The sequence below is a fragment of the Streptomyces sp. NPDC014733 genome (assembly GCF_043083385.1).
Classification (GTDB): domain Bacteria; phylum Actinomycetota; class Actinomycetes; order Streptomycetales; family Streptomycetaceae; genus Streptomyces.
Window position 1 is genome coordinate 11,500 of record NZ_JBIBYO010000012.1, and the last position, 22,756, is coordinate 34,255.

Annotated in this window: 4 protein-coding genes; all 4 read left to right on the top strand. The window is 75.0% G+C overall.

The genetic code is table 11. The features are described from left to right. Positions 1 to 136: 136 nt before the first annotated feature. Genes ACF1BH_RS23925 through ACF1BH_RS23940 form a run of 4 tightly spaced genes read left to right on the top strand, consistent with a single transcriptional unit; the run spans position 137 to position 22,696 of the window. On the top strand, positions 137 to 8,827 hold the full coding sequence (locus ACF1BH_RS23925; protein ID WP_391645382.1) for an SDR family NAD(P)-dependent oxidoreductase: 8,691 nt from the start codon (positions 137 to 139) through the stop codon (positions 8,825 to 8,827). Next, complete coding sequence (locus tag ACF1BH_RS23930; protein ID WP_391645384.1) at positions 8,824 to 13,635, top strand: SDR family NAD(P)-dependent oxidoreductase; 4,812 nt, start codon at positions 8,824 to 8,826, stop codon at positions 13,633 to 13,635. The genes ACF1BH_RS23925 and ACF1BH_RS23930 overlap by 4 nt, the downstream gene beginning before the upstream one ends. Continuing rightward, entirely contained in the window at positions 13,632 to 16,976 is a 3,345-nt protein-coding gene (locus tag ACF1BH_RS23935) for an amino acid adenylation domain-containing protein (RefSeq protein WP_391645386.1), read from the top strand. The genes ACF1BH_RS23930 and ACF1BH_RS23935 overlap by 4 nt, the downstream gene beginning before the upstream one ends. Continuing rightward, on the top strand, positions 16,973 to 22,696 hold the full coding sequence (locus ACF1BH_RS23940) for an SDR family NAD(P)-dependent oxidoreductase (RefSeq protein ID WP_391645388.1): 5,724 nt from the start codon (positions 16,973 to 16,975) through the stop codon (positions 22,694 to 22,696). Before ACF1BH_RS23935 ends, ACF1BH_RS23940 begins: the two co-directional genes overlap by 4 nt. Positions 22,697 to 22,756: the final 60 nt, after the last annotated feature.

Sequence of the window (22,756 nt, forward strand, 5' to 3'; positions counted from 1 at the left end):
CCCCGGTGAATGCGTCGTACAAGTAACCCTTGTGACGGTCGCCGGACGGGAACTACAGTCCGATCGACTTCGAAGAGATCCGGCCATGAAGGGGCTGAAAGCGTTGCGAAATCTTCCGCGCACCTCAAAGGAAGCAATGGCCGGGCAGGTACCGGAAAACCTCGTCGACCATTTCAGGTCGGTATTCGCCGCGCAGCCCGACGCGCGCACCTACCGCTACCTCGTGGACGGGGAGGGCGAGCCGCTCAGCCTCACCAACGCCGGGATGGACCTGCGCGCGCGGGCCATCGGCGCGGTGCTGCAGGAGCGCTTTCCGGCCGGTGCGCGGGCCCTGATCGTCTGCCCGGCCGGCCTCGACTACGTCGCCTCCTTCTTCGGCTGCCTGTACGCGGGCGCCATCGCGGTCCCGGTCTACCCGCCGGACCCGGCGTTCCTGAAGCGGACCCTGCCGCGGCTGATCGGCATCATCGAGGACGCCCGGCCCGCCGTGATCCTCGCGCCGTCCTCGATCGTCGCGATGGCGGACCGGTTCGCCGAACAGGCCCCCGCGCTGCGGGAGATCGCCTGGCTGGAGGTCGACACCCTCGACGACGCCGCGGCCGCCGGATCCTGGCGCCAACCGGATCTCACCTCGGATTCCCTCGCCTTTCTCCAGTACACCTCCGGCTCCACCAGCCGCCCGAAGGGCGTGATGGTCGGGCACGGAAATCTGATCCACAATCTGAATGCCCTCAACGAGCAGTTCTTCGGCATCGCCGACGACAACCACATGGTGACGTGGCTGCCGCCCTATCACGACATGGGGCTGATCGCCGGTCTGCTGGCGCCCGCCTTCGAGGGATATCCCGTCACCTTCATGTCGCCCTTCGCCTTCCTCAAGCGCCCGTTGCGCTGGTTGGAGGCGATATCCGCACACCGGGCCACCGTCAGCGGCGCACCGAATTTCGCGTACGAACTCTGCGTCGCCAAGAGCACCGAGGAAGAGCGTGCGGCGCTCGACCTCAGCAGCTGGCGGGTCACCCTGAACGGCGCCGAGCCGGTCCGGCTCCAGAGCATGGACCGTTTCTCCACCGCCTTCGCCGCCTCCGGATTCCGCCGCAGTGTTTTCCTCCCGGCCTACGGACTCGCCGAAGGCACCCTCGCGGTGGCCGGTGGCGGACGCGAAGCGGAACCTGTCACCAGGGAATTGGCCAACGCCGCCCTGGCAGCCGGCGAGGCCCGTGACGCGGCCCCGGACGAGGAATCCCGCACCCTGGTCGGCGTCGGCTGGTCCATCGAGGACCAGGAGATCGCCATCGTCGATCCGCAGACCCGGCGGCGGGTTCCCGAGGGCCGGGTCGGGGAAATCTGGCTCGCCAGCCCCAGCGTGGCGCACGGATATTGGGAGCGCCCCGAACTCTCCGACGAGATATTCCGCGCCACCGTCGAGGACACCGGCGAGGGCCCCTTTCTGCGCACCGGCGACCTCGGATTCCTCGACGGCACCGAACTGTTCATCAACGGCCGTATCAAGGACGTCATCATCGTTGCGGGCAAGAACCACTACCCGCAGGACATCGAGCGGGCCGTGGAGGACGCCGACCCGGCGCTGCGGGCCGGCTGCGGCGTCGCCGGCTCCCGCGAGATCGACGGCGAGGAGCGGCTGATCGTCATCCAGGAGCTCAACGGCAAGCCGCCGGCGGCCGAGACCGAGCGGATCATCACCGCCATCCGCGCCCGCGTCGCGCAGGAGTGCGGTCTGGAGACGCACGCCGTCGCGCTGGTGCGGCGCGGCAAGGTCCCCAAGACCTCCAGCGGCAAGCTCCAGCGCGCCGCCTGCCTCGACGCCTACGCGAGCGGCGCGCTGGACACCGTCGCCCACTGGACCCTCGCCGAGCGCGCCACCACCCCGGCCGCCGCGGCGCCCGCCGCTCCGGACGCGAGCGCCGGCACCGGCCGCACCGTCACCCCCGCCGAGGTCGAGGAGCGGCTGAGCCGGGAGCTCGCCACCCTGCTCGACATCGCCCCCGAGGCCGTCGACCGGACGCAGCCGCTCTCCCACTACGGCCTGCGGTCGATGGACATGGTCTCCGTCATCGGTGACCTGGAGCGCTGGCTGGAGCGGAAGCTGCCCGCCACCCTCGCCTGGGAGTACCCGACCGTCGAGGCGATGGCCCGCCGCCTCGGCACCGAGCCCGCCGCCCCCGCGGCGCCCGTCGCCCCCGCCGGACCGGCCGCCGCGGCGCCGGCCGTGACCACCGTGCCCACGCCCGTGGCCGCCGCGCCGGAGCCCGCCGCCGGACCGGCCGAGCCCGTCGCCATCGTCGGCATCGGCTGCCGCTTCCCCGGCGCCGACGGCCCGCAGGCCTTCTGGGACCTGCTCACCGAGGGGACCGACGCGGTACGCGAGGTGCCGGCCGACCGCTGGGACGTCGAGGAGTTCTTCGACGAGGACCCCTCGGCGCCCGGCCGCACCAACGCCCGCTGGGGCGGCTTCCTCGACGGCATCGACACCTTCGACCCGCAGTTCTTCGGGATCTCCCCGCAGGAAGCCGCGCGGATGGACCCGCAGCAGCGGCTGCTCGCCGAGGTCGCGTACGAGGCGCTGGAGGACGCCGGTATCCCCACCGGCGAGCTGGCCGGTTCCGACACCGGCGTCTACGTCGGCATCTCCTCCTTCGACTACGCCAACCTCCAGCTCCAGGACCTGGAGGCGATCGACGCGTACACCGGTACCGGCAGCGCGCTGAGCATCGCCGCCAACCGGCTCTCGTACCTCTTCGACCTGCGCGGCCCCAGCATGGCCGTCGACTCCGCATGCTCCTCCTCGCTGGTCGCCGTCCTCCAGGCGTGCGCCGCGCTGCGCCGCGGCGAGTGCGGCACCGCGCTGGCCGCCGGCGTCAACGTCATCCTCGCGCCGACCTTCGCCGTCAACTTCAGCAAGGCCGGCGTGATGTCGCCCGACGGCCGCTGCAAGACCTTCGACGCGAGCGCCAACGGCTACGTCCGCTCCGAGGGCGCGGGCGTCGTCGTCCTCAAGCCGCTCAGCCGCGCCCTCGCCGACCGGGACACCGTCTACGGCGTCATCCGCGGCGGCGCGGTCAACCAGGACGGCCGCAGCAACGGGCTGATGGCACCCAACCCGCACGCCCAGGAAGCCGTGCTGCGCGCCGCGTACGCCGACGCCGGGGTCCGCCCCGAGCGGGTGCAGTACGTCGAGGCGCACGGCACCGGCACCGTGCTCGGCGACCCCATCGAGGCCAAGGCGCTCGCCGCCGTCCTCACCGCCGGGCGGGACTCCGCCGAGCCGTGCCTCATCGGCTCCGTGAAGTCCAACATCGGCCACATGGAGGCCGCCGCCGGGATGGGCGGGCTCATCAAGGCCGCGCTGATGGTCCGCCACCGCACGGTGCCGCCGAGCCTGCACTACACCGAGCCCAACCCGCACATCCCCTTCGACGACCTCGCGCTGCGCGTCGCCGACAAGCTCCAGCCCTGGCCGGTCGCGGACGGGCCCGCCCTCGTCGGCGTCAGCTCGTTCGGCTTCGGCGGCACCAACGCCCACGTCGTCCTCGAGGAGGCGCCCCGGCCCGTCGCCGAGGAGCCCGCGGACGGCGCCGCGTACGCGCTGACCGTCTCCGCCCGCGACCCGCAGGCGCTCAAGGAACTCGCCGCCCGCCACGCCGACCGCCTCGCCCAGGACGGCCCGCACCCCACGCCCCGCGCGCTGGCCTTCGCCGCCGGGGTCCGCCGCCCGCACCACGAGCACCGGCTCGCCGCCGTCGCCGCCGACACCGGCGAACTCCGCGCGCAGCTGGAGGCGTTCGTCCGCGGTGAGGAGGCGCCGGGCCTGACCGCCGGACCCCGCACGCTGGGGCACCGGCCCCGCCCCGTCTTCGTCTTCTCCGGGCAGGGCGCCCGCTGGTGGCCGCTCGCCGCCGACCTGCCCACCACCGAACCGGTCTTCCGCGCCGCCCTGGAGCGCTGCGACGCGCTGCTGTCCCGGTACGTCGACTGGTCCCTGCTCACCGAACTCGGCCGTGACCAGGCCACCTCCCGGCTGCTGACCACCGACGTCGGCCAGCCCGCGCTCTGCGCCGTACAGATCGCCCTGGCCACCCTCTGGCGCTCGTGGGGCATCGAGCCGGCCGCCGTCGTCGGGCACAGCGTCGGCGAGGTCGCCGCCGCGCACCTGTCCGGCGCCCTCGGCCTGGAGGACGCGCTGCGCATCGCCGTCCACCGCGGCAAGGTCATCCGCGCCGCCGTCGGCAAGGGCCGGATGGCGATGGCCGGCATCTCCCTCGACGAGGCCCGCCGCATCCTCGACGAGCGCCGCCCCGGCGCCGTCTGGATCGCCGCCAACAACAGCCCGACCAGCACCGTCTTCTCCGGCGACGGCGCGGCCGTCGAGCAGCTGGCCCGCGACCTCACGGCCGACGGCGTCTTCTGCCGGGTCCTGGAGTCCGTCGAATTCGCCTCGCACTGCCCGCAGATGGAACCGGTCGCCGCCGAACTCTGGCGCCTCCTCTCCGACCTGCGGCCGCGCGCCTGCGCCCTCCCGATGCTCTCCACCGTCACCGGCGAGACCGTCGACGGCACCCGCCTGGACGCGGAGTACTGGGCGAACAACCTCAGCAGCCCGGTGCTCTTCGACGGCGCGATCACCGCCCTCGCCGAGACCGGTCACGACGCCTTCGTCGAGATCTCCCCGCACCCGATGCTCGGCGACGCCGTCGCCGAACGGCTCGCCGAGGCGGCCGACGGCGACGAGGCGGCCGGAGTCGTCGTCGCCTCCCTCCGCCGCGACCGCTCCGGACGCGCCGAGATCCTCGGGGAGCTGGGCCGCCTCTACACCGCCGGCCACCCCGTCGACTGGAGCCGCGTCTACGGCACCGACGGCCCCATGACCCCGCTGCCCACCTACCCCTGGCAGCGCACCCGCTGCTGGATCGACGAGAGCGCCGCCCGCTCCCGCCGCGCGCCCCACCGCGGCCACCCGGCCCTCCAGCACCACGTCCGCTCGGCGCTCGCGCCCCGGGCCGCGTACTGGACCGCCCGGATCGACCTCGACGGCCACCCCTACCTGCGCGACCACCGCGTCGGCGGCAGCGCCGTCCTGCCCGCCAGCTTCCTGCTGGACGCCGCGCTGGCCGGGGCCCGCGACGCGCTCGGCGACGTCCGCGCCGTCGTCGAGGACGTCCACTTCGCCCGGATGACCGTGGTCCGCGAGAGCGCCGAGGACACCACCCTCCAGCTCGTCTGCGTCCCCGAGACCGCGGACACCGGCACGTTCCGGCTGTTCAGCCGCGGCGACGAGGCCGACGGACCGGGCTGGGAGCCCGCCGCCCACGGCCGCTACCGCCTCCCCGCCCGCGACGCGGCCCCCGACCGGGCCGACACCCTGGCCGCCGCCCGCGCCCGCTGCACCACAGCCCTCGACAGCGCCGCGCACTACACCGCGCTGCGCGGCGCGGGCCTGGAGTACGGCGCCGCCTTCCAGGGCGTCGAGGCGCTGTGGAGCGGGCCCGGCGAAGCCGTCGCCCGCCTCCGCCCGCAGGCCGGCCTCACCGCCGACCGCGACCCCTACCTCGTCCACCCCGCCGTCCTCGACAGCGCCCTCCAGGCACTCGCCGCCGCCGTCGGCGAGTCCGGCACCTACCTCCCGGTCGGCGCCGCGCGGTACACCCTCACCGCCGACCGCGCCGCACCGCGCTGGGCCCGCGCCCGCGCCGGGACCGCCACCGACGACGGCACCGAACTCACCGGCGCCCGCGTCGACCTGTACGGCGAGGACGGCGGCCACCTCGGCACCGTCGACGGCATCGCCCTGCACCGCCTCGACGCCGACGGCCCCCGCGACGCCGTCGCCGACGCCCTGCTCGACCTGGGCTGGCACCCGGCCGAGGCCGAGCGCGCCGACGCCCCCGCCGGCCGCTGGCTGCTCCTCGCCGACCGGGACGGCACCGCCGACCGCATCCGCGCCGCCGCCGAGGCGCGCGGCGACAGCTGCGTCACCGTCACGGCGGGGGAGCGCTACCACAAGGCCGACGCCACCCACTACACCGTCGACCCGGCCCGCCCCGAGGACTTCACCACCCTCCTCGCCGAGCTGCGCGACCCGGCGGCCCCCTACACCGCCGTCGTGTACGCCTGGGCCCTCGACGCGGACACCGCCGACGCCACCGCGCTCTGGTCCGCCCGCGACGGCGGCCCCGTCGGCGCCCTCCACCTGATCCAGGCGCTCGCCGCCGAGGACGGCACCCCGCGGCTCCATCTGCTCACCCGCGGCGCCCAGCACACCGGGACGGAGACCGCCCCGGCCGACGCCGTCACCCAGGCCGCCCTGTGGGGCCTGGCCCGGGTCGCCGGACTGGAACACGGCGAGCTGCGCCCCACCCTCATCGACCTCGACCCGGCCGGCGGCGACCTCGACGCGCTCCTGACCGAACTGCTGCACCCGGCCGGTGACGACCAGCTCGCGCTGCGCGGCGGCGCCCGCCTCGTCCCGCGCCTCGCGCCCTGGACGGCCCCGGCCGCGCCGGACCGCGCCGCCTGGCAGGAGCGGCCGTTCGCCCTCACCGGCGACGCCAACCACCGCATCCTCGCGACCCGCCCCGGCCTCCTCGACAGCCTCGCCCCCACCCGCTGGCAGCGCACCGCACCCGCCGAGGGCGAGATCGAGATCGCCGTCGCCGGCGCCGGACTCAACTTCAACGACGTCCTCAAGGCGATGGACATCTGCCCCGGCGTCCCCTCCGGCACCGTCCCGCTCGGCGGCGAGTGCGCGGGCACCGTCACCGCCGTCGGCGCCGGCGTCGACCGGTTCGCCGTCGGTGACCGGGTGATGGCCGTCGCCCGCTCCAGCATGGCGGCGTACGCCACCACCGACGCGGCCCTCGCCGCCCCCAGCCCCGACGGGCTCGACGACCGGCAGGCCGCCGCACTGCCCATCGCCTTCCTCACCGTCGTCTACGGCCTCGAATACCTCGCCCACCTCGGCAAGGGCGAGAAGGTCCTGATCCACTCCGCCACCGGCGGCGTCGGCCTCGCCGCCCTCCAGATCGCCCGCCGCAACGGCGCCGAGGTCTTCGCCACCGCCGGCACCGAGGAGAAGCGCGCCCTCCTGCGCGACCTCGGCGTCCAGCACGTCATGGACTCCCGCTCACTGCGGTTCGCCGACGAGATCCGGGAGGCGACCGACGGCTACGGCGTCGACGTCGTCCTCAACTCCCTCGCCGGTGAGGCGCTCGTCCGCAGCCTCGAACTGCTCGCCCCCGGCGGCCGGTTCGTCGAGATCGGCAAGCAGGACGTCTACGACGACAGCCACCTCGGCCTCGGCTTCCTCCGGAAGAACCGGGCGTTCTTCGCCGTCGACCTGGAACAGACCTTCGCCGACCGCCCGGCGCTCATCGCCGAACTCCTCGACGAGGTCACCCGCGGCTTCGCACAGGGCGACTTCACCGCCCTGCCGGTCACCGCCCACCCGTACGCCGAGGCGCCCGCCGCCTTCGCGCACATGGCCAAGGCCCGGCACACCGGCAAGATCGTGCTGTACCCGGACGCCGCACCGCCCGCCACCGTCGCCGAACGGGCCACCGGACCGGTGCACGGCGCCGCGACCTACCTGGTCACCGGCGGCCTCGGCGGCCTCGGCCTGGAGACCGCCCGCTACCTCGTCGGACAGGGCGCCCGCCACCTCGTCCTGATGGGCCGCAGCGCCCCCGGCGAAACCGCGGAGCGCACCCTCGCCGAACTCCGCGGGCAGGGCGCCGAGATCACCGTCCACACCGGCGACGTCTCCCGCGAGGAGGACGTCACCGCCGCCCTCGACCGCATCGGCCCCGACCGCCCGCTCGCCGGCATCGTCCACGCCGCCGGTGTCCTCGACGACGCCCTCCTCACCGGCCTCGACGCGGACCGCTTCCGCACCGTCGCCGCCCCCAAGGCCGCCGGTGCCTGGCATCTGCACCGCGCCACCGAGGACCGGCCGCTGGACTTCTTCGTCCTCTACTCCTCGGCCGCCGCCCTCCTCGGCTCCGCGAGCCAGGCCAACTACGCCACCGCCAACGCCTATCTGGACGGCCTCGCCCGCCACCGCACCGCCCGCGGGCTGCCGGCCCTGAGCATCAGCTGGGGCCCGTGGGCCGAGGTCGGCCTCGCCGCCAGGCCGGACCGCGGCGGCGCCCTGGCCGCCCGCGGCATCGAGAGCATCCGCCCCCAGGACGGCATCGCCGCCCTCGACCGGCTGCTGCGCGGCGCCGCCACCCACGCCTGCGTCCTGCCCCTGGACCGCACCGCACTGCGCGCCTCGGCCGATGGCGGACTGCTGCCGCCGCTGCTCACCGGGCTGCTCGACGCGCCGGACACCGCGGCCCCGGCCGCCGGTGACGGCGAGGTCCGCCGCGCCCTGCTCGCCGTCGAACCGGGACGCCGCCGCCGCGCCGTCCTCGTCGCCCACTGCCGCGGCGAAGCCGCCCAGGTGCTGGGCACCGCGGAGGACCGCATCGACACCACCGCACCGCTGACCAGCATGGGCTTCGACTCGCTGCTCTCCCTCGAACTGCGCAAGCGGCTGGAGAGTTCGCTGCGCGTCACCCTCCCCGCCACCCTCACCTGGCGCTATCCCACCCTCGACGTCCTCGTCCCGTTCCTCGCCGAACGGATGAACGTCGCACTGGAAGCAGCCCTGGAGGCCGCACCGGACGCCGCCCGCGACAGCGCGCCGCAGCCGTCCGCCGAGCCGTCCACCGAGGACCTCGCACGGGACCTCGACGACCTCGATGACAGCGACATCGAGGCACTCCTCCTGGCCAAGACGCAGCAGATCGACGAAGGGCGTGAAGGATGACCCCGCCGGACACCACGCAGACCTCCGCTTCCACGCTGAAGCGCGCGTACCTGACGATGGAGCGGATGCAGCGCCGGCTCGACGCCTACGAGAAGGCGGCATCCGAACCCCTGGCGATCATCGGCCTCGGCTGCCGCCTGCCCGGCGGTGCCGATGACGCCGACAGCTACTGGGACCTCCTCAAGAACGGCGTCGACGCCGTCACCGACATCCCCGCCGACCGCTGGGACAAGGACGCCTTCTTCAGCGCGGAGCCCGCGCCCGGCAAGGTCTCCACCCGCGCCGGCGGCTTCCTCGACCGCGTCGACCTCTTCGACCACGAGTTCTTCGGCATCTCCCGCCGCGAGGCCCTCTTCATGGATCCGCAGCAGCGGCTCACCATGGAGGTCGCCTGGGAGGCGCTGGAGAACGCCGGACAGTCCCCGTCGGCCCTGGCCGGCAGCCGCACCGGCGTGTTCATGGGCGTCTCCAGCTTCGACTTCGCCACCGAGACGCTCCACCATCCGCTGGACTTCACCGCCCACGCCAGCACCGGCTCCGCGCACAGCGTCGTCCCCGGCCGGCTCTCCTACACCCTCGACCTGCGCGGCCCCAGCGTCGCCGTCGACACCGCCTGCTCCTCCAGCCTCGTCGCCCTCCACCAGGCCGCGCAGAGCCTGCGCTCCGGCGAGTGCGACATGGCGCTCAGCGGCGGCGTCAACGTCGTCCTCTCCCCGCTGCCCAGCGTCTCCTTCTCGCAGTTCGGCCGCATGGTGTCGGTCGACGGCCGCTGCAAGGCGTTCGACGCCTCCGCCAACGGCTACGTCCGCTCCGAGGGCTGCGGCATGGTCGTCCTCAAGCGTCTGACGGACGCTCAGCGCGACGGCGACACCGTCCTCGCGGTGCTCCGCGGCGGCGCCGTCAACCAGGACGGCCGCAGCGCCGGCGTCACCGCGCCCAACGGCTCCGCCCAGCGCGACGTGCTGCGCCGCGCCCTCGCCGCCGCCGGTGTCGCCGCCGAGGACGTCTCGCTCATCGAGGCGCACGGCACCGGCACCCGCCTCGGCGACCCCATCGAGGTCGAGGCGCTCGCCGAGGTCTACGGCCGCCCCGACGGCGCCCCCGTCTACCTCGGCTCGTCGAAGACGAACATCGGCCACCCCGAGGCAGCGGCCGGTATCGCCGCCCTCATCAAGGTGGTGCTCTCGCTGCACCGCGAGGCGATCCCCGGCACCGTCCACTTCACCCGCCTCAACCCCGACATCTCCTTCGACGGCACCACCTTCGAGGTCCCCACCCAGCTGACGCCCTGGCCCGCCGGGCGCCCCCGCCGTCTCGCCGGTGTCTCCAGCTTCGGCTTCAGCGGCACCAACGCCCACATGATCCTGGAGGCGGCGCCCGAGCGGCCCGTGCCGGACGCCGACACCCGGCGCCCCGTCCAGCTCCTGGCACTGTCCGCGAAGAACCGCCCGGCGCTCACCGAACTCGCCGCCCGCTACCGCGACCGCCTCACCGCGGACACCCCCGACACCGCCGCGGACATCTGCCACTCCGCCAACACCGGCCGCGCCGCCTTCCCCGAACGCCTCGCCGTCACCGGCACCTCCAAGGCCGAACTCGCCGAGCGGCTCGCCGCCTTCGCCGACGGCGCCGAGCTGCCCGAGGGCACCGCCACCGGCCGGGCCCGCCCCACCGACGTGGTGTTCCTCTTCACCGGCCAGGGCGTCCAGCGCGTCGGCATGGCCCGCGGCCTCTACGAGACCCAGCCCACCTTCCGCGCCGAGATGGACCGCTGCGCCGAACTCCTCCGCCCCCACCTGGAACGCCCGCTCCTCGACGTCCTCCACCCCGAGGACGGCGACGCCACCGCGCTCAACGAGACCGGCTACGCCCAGCCCGCCGTCTTCGCCGTCGAGTACGCGCTGGCGCAGCTGTGGCGCTCCTGGGGCGTGGAGCCGGTCGCCGTGCTCGGCCACAGCTTCGGCGAGTACGTCGCCGCCTGCGTCGCCGGGGCGATGAGCCTGGAGGACGGCCTGAAGATGGCCGTCGCCCGCTCCCGGCTGATGCAGTCGCTGGCCGGCACCGGCGCGATGGCGGCCATCGCCGCCCCCGAACTGGTGGTGGCCGAGGAGATCGCCCGCTATTCCGCCGACCGCATCGCCATCGGCGCCGTCAACGGGCCCACCAGCACCACCATCTCCGGCGAACGGGAGATCGTCGAAGCGGTCTGCAAGACCTTCAACGACCGCGGTGTGCGCGCCAAGCCGCTGCACATCACGACCTCCTCGCACTCCCCGCTCGTCGACCCGATCCTCCCGGAGCTGCACCGCGCCGCCTCCGAGGTCACCTTCTCCGCGCCCCGCATCCCGCTGATCTCCAACGTCGACGGCAAGCTGTGGTCGTGGGAGGACGCCCCGGACGCCGACTACTGGTGCCGCCACGCCCGGCGCCCGGTCCGCTTCGCCACCGGCATCGCCACCCTGCTCGGCATGGGCTACCGCAACTTCATCGAGGTCGGCCCGGCCCCCACCCTCCTCGGCCTGGTCACCGACATGCTCCCGGCCGACCACGACGGGCTGCTGCTGCCGAGCCTCCGCCCCCAGCAGGACGACTGGCAGGTGCTGCTGGGCTCCGTCGCCGAACTCCACGCGCACGGCGGCGACCCCGACTGGCGCGGCTTCGACGCCGATTACACCCGCACCAAGGTCGCCGTCCCCACCTACCCCTTCCAGCGCGTCCCCTGCCTGCGCACCTCCGGGCACACCCCGGGCTCGGGCGCCGCCTGGGAGGACGCCGCGGCCCTCACCGACGCCGCCGCCGACGGCCACGAGGACGCCCACCCCGACGAGGACCTGCTGCACCGCCTCGACTGGCGCCCCGTCGACGCCCCGGCCACGCCCTCCGATGCGGCGGACCGCACCTGGCTGGTGCTCGCCGACACGACCGGTGTCGGCACCGCCCTCACCGCCGCCCTCACCGCGGGCGGCACCCGCGCCGTCCAGGTCCGCCCCGGCGCCGCCTACGCCTACGACGGCGGCGCCGAGGCCACCGTCCGCCGCGGTGAGCCGGCCGACCTCACCCGCCTCCTGACGGAAGCGGCGCACGGCACCGGCGCCGAGGTGGTCCACCTCTGGAGCCTGGACGCGCCCGCCGACCCCGGCTCCGGCGCGGAGCTGCTCGCCGCCGAGGACGCCGCCTGCATGAGCGCCGTCCACACCGCCCAGGCGCTGAACCGCGCGGCGGGCGACACCGCCGCCCGCCTCTGGCTGGTCACCCGCGGCGCCGTCGCCCCCGCGGAGCCCGAGCCGGTCGCCGTGCTGCCCGCCACCCTCTGGGGACTGGGCCGCTCCATCCAGCAGGAGCACGCCGCGATCTGGGGCGGCCTCATCGACCTCGACCCGGCCGCCGAGCCCGCCGACGCCGCCGCCCGGCTGGCTGGTGCCGTCACCCACCGCGACGCCGAGGACCAGCTCGCGCTGCGCGGCGGGACCCGCTACGCCGCCCGCCTGGTCCGCGAGGACGCCGACGCCCTGCCCCTGTCCGGCATCGCCTGGCGCCGCGACGCCGCCTACCTCGTCACCGGCGGCCTCGGCGGCCTCGGCCTCGCCGTCGCCCGCTCGCTGGCCGCCGCCGGCGCCCGCCATCTGATCCTCGCCGGACGCACCCCGCTGCCGCCCCGCGACACCTGGGCCACCCTCGACCCCGCCGACCCGGCCGCCGCGCGCGTCGCCGCCGTACGGGAGCTGGAGGCCCTGGGCACCGGGGTCCGCACCGAGGCGCTGGACGTCGCCGACGAGGCGGCACTGACCGCCTTCCTCACCCGCTATGACGCCGAGGGCCGCCCGCCGATCCGCGGCATCGTGCACGCCGCCGGTGTCGGCGACGTCATCCCGCTGCCCGAACTCGACGCGGACGCCCTCGCCTGGCACCTGCGGCCCAAGGCCCTCGGCGCCTGGCATCTGCACCGCGCGTTCGCCGACCGCGAGCTGGACTTCTTCACCCTCTTCTCCTCCACCAGCGCCGTCCTCGGCTCACCGTTCTTCGCCGCGTACGCCGCCGCCAACGCCTTCCTCGACGCCCTCGCCCACCACCGCCGCGCCCAGGGCACCCCTGCCCTCAGCATCAACTGGGGCATCTGGCAGGACGTCGGTATGGCCGCCCGGGAGGCCGAGGCGACCCCCGGCGTCAGCCGCGGCATGGAGACCCTGCGGCCCGCCCAGGCGCTGCGGGTGCTGCACCGGCTGCTCGCCCACGACGCCCCGCAGATCGCCGTCGCCCCCGTCGACTGGGCCGACTGGGGCCGCCGCTACCGCGAGGTCTCCGGCTCGTCGCTGCTGGCCGAACTGGTCGACGGCGGCGGCCAGGTGCCCGCCGCCCGCGCCGCCGCCCGCCGCAACCGGCTGCGGATCACCCGCGACGACCTGCTCGCGCTGGCCTCGCGCGAACGCCGCGCCCCGCTCACCGAGGCGCTGCTCGCCGGGGTCACCGCCACCCTCGACACCTCCGCCGACCGGCTCGGCCCCGACCAGCCGCTCATCGACCTCGGCGTCGACTCCCTCATGGCCGTCGAGCTGAAGAACGCCGTCGAAGGGGGCCTCGGCGTCTCCCTGCCGATCTCCGCCTTCCTGGAGGGCGGCACCGTCAGCAGCCTCGCCGACCTGATCCTCAAGGAGCTGGACTCCGGGGCCGACGCCTCCACCGGACCGGCCGCGGGCGCCATCCGCCGGGTCGACCGCGCCGGCGACGTCGCCTCCCGCCTCCTCGCCCAGCTCGCCGACCTCCCCGACGACCAGGCGCGCGCCGCGCTCGGGGGAGAGGACCAGCGGTGACCGACCTCGACGCCACCCTCGCCGCGCTCTCCCCGGAGAAGCGCGCCCTCTTCGAGAAGCTCCTCGCCGAACAGGGCGCCGCCGGCGCGGAGACCACCTTCCCTCTCTCCGTCACCCAGCAGGGCATGTGGTTCCTCGAACAGCTCCGCCCGCACAACCCCGCCTACGTCATCCCCGCCGCCCTGCGGCTGCGCGGACGCCTCGACGCCGCGGTGCTGTGCGACGCCCTCAACGACGTGGTCGCCCGCCACGAGGCGCTGCGCACCGTCTTCCCGCTGCGCGACGGACGCCCCGTCCAGCTCGTCCGCGACCGCCTCACCCTCGACCTGCCCGCGACCGACCTGAGCGTCGAACCGCCCGCCGACCAGGCGCTGGAGGAGCACATCACCGCGGCGCTCGCCGACCCCTTCGACCTCGCCGAAGGGCCGCTGCTCCGCTTCCGGCTGCTGCGCCTGGGCCCCGACGACCATGTCCTCGCCCTGGCCCTGCACCACCTCGTCGCCGACGGCTGGTCGGTCGGCCTCCTGGTCTCCGAACTCTCCGCCCACTACGCGGCCCGCACCACGGGCCGCCCGGCCGAACTCCCCGAACTCGACGTGCAGTACGGCGACTTCGCCACCTGGCAACAGCAGGACCTGCGCGAACGCGACCTCTCCGACGGCCTCACGTACTGGCGCGGCCACCTCGCCGGTGCCCCGCGCTCCCTGGACCTCGCCACCGACCGGCCGCGCCCCGCCGTCCAGGGCTTCAACGGCGCGTCCGTCCCGTTCGCCCTGCCGGCCTCCGTCATGCGGGCGCTGACCGCCCTCGCCAAGGAGCACCGCGCCACCACCTACACCGCGCTCCTCGCCGCCTTCCACGTCCTGCTGCACCGCTACGCCAACCAGGACGACGTGGTGGTCGGCGTGCCCACCGCGGGCCGCGCCCGCCGCGAGGTGGAACCGCTGATCGGCTTCTTCGTCAACACCCTGCCGGTCCGCGCCCACCTCGGCGGCGACCCCTCCTTCCACGACGTCCTGGAGCGGGTGCGCGACGCCTGCTTCGGCGCCTACGCCCACCAGGACATCCCGTTCGAGAAGGTCGTCGAGGACCTGCGCCCGCCCCGCGACCTGAGCCGCCCGCCGGTCTTCCAGGTCAGCCTCTCCTACCAGAGCGACCCGCTGCCCGCCCTCGCCCTGGACGGGCTGCGCATCACCCGCGTCCCGCTCTCCGCCCAGGGCGCCCGCTTCGACCTGGAGCTGCAGTTCTTCGCCGAGGGCGACCGGCTCGCCGGCTGGTTCGAGTACGACCGGGACCTCTTCGACGAGCCGACCGTCGTCCGCATGGCCGACGCCTTCCGGCGGCTGATCGAAGGAATCGTCGCTGATGCCGCCGCCCCCGTCGGCACCCTCCCGCTCCTCGACGACGAGGCCCGCGACCGTACCCTCGCGCTCGGCCACGGCCCCGACGCCGAGTGGCCCGGCCACGGCTGGATCCACCAGGACGTCGAGGAGCGCGTCCGGCGCAGTCCCGACGCCGAGGCGGTGCGCTTCGAGGGCACCTCGCTGACGTACCGGGAACTCAACGCCCGCGCCAACCGCCTCGCCCACCACCTCATCGGGCTCGGCGTCGGCCGCGACGTCCTCGTCGGCGTCGCCATGGAGCGCTCCCTCGACCTCGTCACCGCCCTGCTCGCGGTCCTCAAGGCGGGCGGTGCCTACGTACCGCTCGACCCGGGGCTGCCCGCCGACCGGCTCGCCGACATGCTCGACGACGCGGCCGTCCCCGTGCTCCTGACCCACCGCGCCGTCCTCTACACCCTGCCGCCCGTGCCCGCCGGGACCCGCGCCCTCTGCCTCGACGAGGCGGCCGACGCCCTCGCCGCCGCACCGGACCACGACCCGGACGTGCCGGTCGACGGCGAGGACCTCGCCTACGTCATCTACACCTCGGGCTCCACCGGCCGCCCCAAGGGCGTCATGAACGTCCACGCGGCGATCCGCAACCGTCTGCTGTGGATGCAGGACGCCTACGGTCTGGACGCCACCGACCGCGTCCTGCAGAAGACGCCGTTCTCCTTCGACGTGTCGGTCTGGGAGTTCTTCTGGCCGCTGATGACCGGCGCCACCCTCGTCGTCGCCCGGCCCGAGGGCCACAAGGACGCCCGCTACCTCGCCGCCACCCTCCGTGCCGAGGCGGTCACCACCGTCCACTTCGTGCCGTCGATGCTCCAGCTCTTCCTGACCGAACCGGACGCCGCCCGCTGCACCGGGCTGCGCCGCGTCGTCTGCTCCGGCGAGGCCCTGCCCGCACAGCTGCGGGACCGCTTCCTCGCCACCCTCGACGCCGATCTGCACAACCTCTACGGCCCGACCGAGGCCGCCGTCGACGTCACCGCCTGGACCTGCCGCCCCGACGAGAGCGGCCCCGTCCCCATCGGCCACGCCATCGCCAACACCCGGATGTACGTCCTCGACCGCCATCTGCGGCCGGTCCCCGCGGGCGTCCCCGGCGAACTCCACATCGGCGGCCGCAACGTCGCCCGGGGATATCTCAACCGCCCCGAGCTGACCGGCGAACGCTTCGTCCCCGACCCGTTCGTCACCGCACCCGGCGCCCGCCTCTACAAGACCGGCGACCTCGCCCGCCACCGCGCCGACGGCGCCCTGGAGTTCCTCGGCCGCCTCGACCACCAGGTCAAGATCCGCGGCCTGCGCATCGAACTCGGTGAGATCGAGGCCCGCCTCGCCGCCCACCCGCAGGTCCGCGAGGCCGTCGTCACCGCCCGCGAACACGGCCCCGGCGACGTACGGCTGACCGCCTACCTCACCGCCGACGGCGCCGCCGCCCCGCAGGCCGGCGAACTCCGCACCCACCTCAAGGAGTACCTGCCGGCCCACATGGTGCCCGCGGCCTTCCTTGTCCTGCCCGAGCTGCCGCTCACCCCCAACGGCAAGACCGACCGCGCGGCACTGCCCGAACCCGACACCGACCGCCCCGACCTCGCGACGTCCTACGTCGCCCCGGACACCGGCCTGGAGGACACCCTCGCCGCCCTCTGGCGCGAGGCCCTCGGCGTCGAACGGGTCGGCGTCCACGACAACTTCTTCGACCTCGGCGGCCACTCGCTGCTGATGGCCGAGGTCCGCGGCAAGATCGCCGACCGGCTCGGCACCGACCTGACCATGGTCGAACTCTTCCAGTACCCCACGGTCGGCTCGCTGGCCCGGTACCTCGATGGCCCCATGTCCTCCGGCGGCACCGCCCTCGACGCGCAGCGCCGCGCCGAGAGCCGCCGTCAGTCCCACAACCGGCGCCGGCAAGCGGCCGACCGCCGGTCGCGCTCACGGAACGGTAGGTGACCCCAGTGCCGGACACTCCGGACGAGACGAACCAGGTGGCGATCATCGGGATGGCCGGGCGGTTCCCCGGCGCGCCCGACATCGACGCCTTCTGGCAGCACCTGGCCGCGGGCCGTGAGACCGTCTCCGCCCTCACCGACGAGGAGCTGCTCGCCTCCGGCGTCACCCCCGAGGAGCTGGACGGCGACCACTACGTCAAGGCCAAGGGCGTACTGGAGGACGGCGACCGCTTCGACGCCGGGTTCTTCGGCTACAGCCCCCGCGAGGCCGAACTCATGGACCCCCAGCACCGGGTGTTCCTCGAATGCGCCTGGCAGGCCCTGGAGTCCGCCGGCATCGACCCGGCCGCCGCCGGGGGCCGCATCGGCGTCTTCGGCGGCGCCAGCCTCAACTCGTACCTGCTCTTCAACATCTTGCAGAACCGCCGGTACTTCGAAGCCACCGGCATCTACCGCACCCTCCTCGCCTCCGACAAGGACTTCCTGGCCACCCGCGTGGCCTACAAGTTCGATCTCACCGGACCGGCGGTCACCGTGCAGACCGCCTGCTCCACCTCGCTCACCGCCGTCCACCTCGCCTGCCAGAGCCTGCTCAACGGCGAGTGCGACATCGCCCTGGCCGGCGGCGTCTCCGTCTCCGCGCCCCTCAAGAGCGGCCATGTCCACGAGCCCGGCGGCATCCTCTCCGCCGACGGCCACTGCCGCCCCTTCGACGCGGAGGCCGGCGGCACCGTCCCGGGCAACGGCGCCGGGCTCGTCGTCCTGCGCCGCCTCGACGACGCGCGCGGCGCGGGCGACCGCATCGACGCCGTCATCCGCGGCACCGCCGTCAACAACGACGGCGCCCTGAAGGCCGGTTACACCGCGCCCAGCGTCGACGGCCAGGCCGAGGTGATCGCCGAGGCGCTCGCCGTCGCCGACGTCGACCCGGCCACCGTCGGCTACGTCGAGACCCACGGCACCGGCACCGCGCTCGGCGACCCCATCGAGATAGCCGCCCTCACCCGCGCCTACCGCGAACACACCGACGCCACCGGCTACTGCACCCTCGGCGCCGTGAAGTCCAACGTCGGCCACCTCGACGCCGCGGCCGGCATCACCGCGCTCATCAAGGCCACCCTCGCCCTGCGCCACGAGGCCATCCCCGCCACCGCCCACTTCACGAGCCCCAACCCCGAACTCGACCTGGACAAGAGCCCCTTCCGCGTCGCCGGCACCCTGACGCCCTGGCCGCGCGGCCAGGAGCCCCGCCGGGCCGGGGTCAGCGCGTTCGGCATCGGCGGCACCAACGTCCACGTCATCCTGGAGGAGGCGCCGCCCGCGCCCGCCGCGCCGCCCGCCGCCCCGGCCGGTACGCCCCGGCTGCTGCCGCTGTCCGCGGCCTCCCCACAGGCCCTCGCCGACAACGCCGCCCGTCTCGCCGACCACCTGGAGGCCCACCCGGACACCTGCCTCGACGCCCTCGCCCACACCCTCACCCACCGCCGCCGCGCCTTCGGCCACCGCGCCGCCGTGGTCGGCGCCACCGCCGCCGAGGCCGTCGCCGCGCTGCGCGCCCTCACCCCGGCCGACGCCACCACCGCCCCCGAGCGACCGGCCCCCGTCGCGTTCCTCTTCCCGGGCCAGGGCTCCCAGTACGTCGCCATGGCCCGCGGCCTGTACGAGAGCGAACCGGCCTTCGCCGCCGAACTCGACCGCTGCGCCGAGCTGTTCACCCCGCACCTCGGCACGGACCTGCGCACCGTCCTCTTCGCCCCGGACGCACAGGCCGCCGACGCCGCCGCGCGGCTGGAGCGCACCGCCCTGACCCAGCCGGTGCTCTTCACCGTCGAATACGCCCTCGCCCGCCTCTGGAACGCCTGGGGCGTCACCCCCAAGGCGATGGTCGGCCACAGCATCGGCGAGTTCGCCGCCGCCTGCCTGGCCGGGGTTCTCTCGCTGAGCGACGCCGTCCGGCTCGTCGCGGCCCGCGGCGCCCTCGTCGAGGCCATGCCGTCCGGCGCGATGCTCAGCGTCTTCCTCTCCGAGGAGCAGACCCTTGCCCGCATCGCCGGCGACGACGCGCTCTGCCTGGCCGCCGCCAACTCCACCGAACTGAGCGTGGTCAGCGGCCCCGAGGACGCGATCGAGCGGCTGCGCACCGCCCTGACCGCCGACGGCGTCGCCTGCCGCCGGCTGCACACCTCCCACGCCTTCCACTCGCCGAGCATGGACGGCGCCGTCGACCCGTTCGTCGACGAGGTCCGCAAGGTCACCCTCCACCCGCCGCGCATCCCCTACCTCTCCAACGTCACCGGCACCTGGATCACCGACGCCGAGGCCACCGACCCCGTCTACTGGGGCACCCATCTGCGCCGCCCGGTCCGCTTCGCCGACGCGCTGGACGTCCTCCTCGCCGACCCCGACCTCGTCCTCCTGGAGGTCGGCCCCGGCCAGACGCTCGGCAACTTCGTACGGCAGCACCGCGCCTGGCACGACGGGCGCACCGTCCGCGGCTCGCTGCGCCACCCCAACGAGCCGGTCGACGACCGCGCCCACCTCCTCGCCGGCGTCGGCGCCCTGTGGAGCGCCGGCGTCCCCGCCGCCCGGCCGTCCGCCGCCGCGAAGGAGGACCGTCCGCCGCTGCCCCTGCCGCCCTACGCCTTCGCCCGCGACCGCTACTGGGTCGAGCCCGACCAGGCACCCGCCCCCACCGCCCGGCAGACCACCGCGGCCGCCCCGCTCGACGACTGGTTCCACACCCCCGGCTGGACCCGCCTCGCCCCCGACGCCGCCCGCCCGCCGCGGGACACCGACGAGGTCTGGGCCGTCCTCGGCACCGACCTGCCGCTCGGCCGCGACCTGGCGCAGCGCCTCGGCGACGGCGGCGCCCGCGTGATCGGCGTCGCCGCCGGGGCCGCGCTCCACCACGACGGCGACGCCTGGACCCTCGACCCGGCCGACCCCGACCACGTCGCCGCACTCCTCACCGCGCTCGACGCGACCGGCGCCGGACAGCTGCGCCTCGTCCACGTGTGGAGCACCGGCTGCGGCCCCGACGGCCCGCTCGACGAGGCCCGCCTCGACCGCGGCCGCCGCGCCGGGTTCGACAGCCTCCTCGCCCTGGGCCGCGCCCTCGCCGACCGGCGCGGCGCCGCCCCCGTCACCCTCGACACCGTCTGCCGCGGGGTGCACGCCGTCACCGGCGACGAGGTGCTCCAGCCCGAACACGCCCTGCTGCTGGGCGCGAGCACCGTCCTCCCGCAGGAGATCACCGGCGTCACCTGCCGCACCCTGGACATCACCGGCACCGATCCGTACGGCCCGGCCGAACCGGCGCTGCGCGCCCTGCTCACGCTGGTGCGCCGCCCCACCGACGCCCGCGACCTCGCGCTGCGCGGCACCCACTGGTGGGCCCGCGGCTTCGACGCCGTGCCGCTCACGGCCCCCGGCGCCACCGGCCCGGACGGCGCCCCGCAGCCGCCCGCCCGGCTCCGCGACGGCGGTGTCTACCTCCTCACCGGCGGCCTCGGCGGCATCGGCCTCGCGCTCGCCGACCACCTGGCGCAGAGCGTCGACAGCCCGGCGCTCGGCCTGCTGACCCGCGCGGAGTTCCCCGCCGAGGACACCTGGGACACCTACCTCGCCACCCACGGCCCGCAGGACCCCACCGCCGTCCGCATCGGCCGCCTGCGCCGCCTCCAGGAGGCCGGCGCCCGCGTCATGGTGCTGCGCGCCGACGTCACCGACGAGGCCGCGACCGCCGCCGCCGTCGCCGCGTTCCGCGACCGCCACGGCCCGCTCAACGGCCTGGTGCACGCCGCCGGAGTGCCCTCCCGCGGCATGGTCATGAACAAGACCGGCGCCGACGCCGACGCGGTCCTCGCCGCCAAGACCCGCGGCACCCTCGTCCTGGACCGGGTCTGCGGCGCCGACCCGCTCGACTTCGTCCTGCTCTGCTCCTCGCTCACCGCCGTCCTCGGCGGCCCCGGCCAGAGCGACTACGCCGCCGCCAACGCCTTCCTCGACGCCTACGCCCAGCACAAGCGGGCCGAGGGCACCACCGCCGTCGTCTCCGTCGGCTGGGACACCTGGCGCGGAGTCGGCATGGCCGCCGGACTCGCCGAGCAGCTCGGCGGCGGGCACCGGGGAGAGCCGACCGGACAGCCGCTCCTCCAGCGCCTGCTGGAGACCACCGACACCGGCCGCACCCACCTCACCACCCTGACCACCGCAGACAGCTGGATCGTCGACGACCACCGGATCATGGGCCAGGGCCTCGTCCCCGGCACCACCTACCTCGAACTGGTCCGCGCCGCCGTCGCCGACCGGGCCGCCGGCCGCGTCGTCGAACTCCAGGACGTGCTGTTCGCGCTGCCCGTCATCGTCCCCGACGGCCAGAGCCGCGACCTCTACACCACCGTCGAGGAGCGCGACGGCACCACCCGCTTCACCGTCCGCAGCCGCACCGCCGAGCCCGGCGGCGACGGCTGGCAGACCCACGCCGTCGGCACCGTCGCCTTCCACGACCGCACCGACGCCCCGGTCCGCGACCTCACCGCGCTCCGCCGGGAGCTGGCCGGGGCCCGGACCGTCACCGACCAGGACGAGCTGAAGCGGCTGTTCAAGCTCGACCTCATGGAGCAGGGCGGCCGCATCGACTTCACCCTCGGCCCGCGCTGGCGCTGCCTGCGGGGCGTGCACGTCGGCGACGGCCGGCTGCTGGTCGAACTCCGCCTCGACGACGCCTTCCTGGCCGACCTCGACGGCTACCCGCTGCACCCGGCGCTCCTCGACGTCGCCGGGGTCTCCGCCCGCATCCAGATGGAGGACGGCTACTACCTGCCGTTCACCTACCGCAGCCTGGAGATCGCCGCCCCGCTCACCGCCGCCCTCACCTGCGACGTCACCCTCAAGGGCTCCCCGGACGGCGGCTCCACCCTCACCTGCGACATCGACATCCTCGGCCCCGGCGGCGAACTCCTCGTCCGCATCGGCGACTTCACCCTCAAGCGCATCAACGACGTCGACGGGATGATCGAGCAGATCGAACGGGCCGTCGGCGAACAGAGCGCCCCCGGCGCCGCGGAAGCCGCCGCCCCGACCGCCCCGGCAGCCCCGACAACGCTCCAGCTGCTGGGCGAAGGGATCTCCGAGGCCGACGGCCGCGCCGCGTTCGCCCGTATCCTCTCCGTCCCCGAGGAGTCCGGCCTCCCGGCACACCTCGTCGTCACCCACCACGACCTCGACGAGGTACGCCGCCTCGCCCGCGCCCTCACCCCCGAGACCCTCGCCCTGGAGAGCGCCGCCCTCGCCCCGCTCGCCGGCACCCACCCGCGCCCCGACCTCGACATCCCGTACGTCGCCCCGGCCACCGACGACGAACGCGCGGTCGCCGCGGTCTGGCAGGAGGTGCTCGGCGTCGACCGGGCCGGGGTCAACGACCCGTTCTTCGCCCTCGGCGGGCACTCGCTCGCCGCCGTCCAGATCGGCACCAAACTCCAGAGCCACTTCGGCACCGAACTCGACCTGCGGGCCTTCTTCGACGACCCGACGATCGCCCGCACCGTCACCCTCCTCACCGCCGCCCCCGCCGACGGCGCCGCCGCCGACACCATCGAGGCGCTCAGCCGCGACGACGGACTGCCCGACGCCGACCGGCTCGACGACCTCACGGACGACGAGGTCGAGGCGGAACTCGCCCGGCTGCTCGCCGAGGAGGCGGACGAGGACCGCAGCTGAACCACGGCCGGAGCCGGGCCCCGTGCCCGGCACCGGCCGCCCGCCCGAAGCCCGCCCGAA

Bases quoted from the DNA above. Each gene is read 5' to 3' on its own strand.
- ACF1BH_RS23925 (WP_391645382.1), top strand. From the start codon at position 137: ATGGCCGGGCAGGTACCGGAAAACCTCGTCGACCATTTCAGGTCGGTA.
- ACF1BH_RS23930 (WP_391645384.1), top strand. From the start codon at position 8,824: ATGACCCCGCCGGACACCACGCAGACCTCCGCTTCCACGCTGAAGCGC.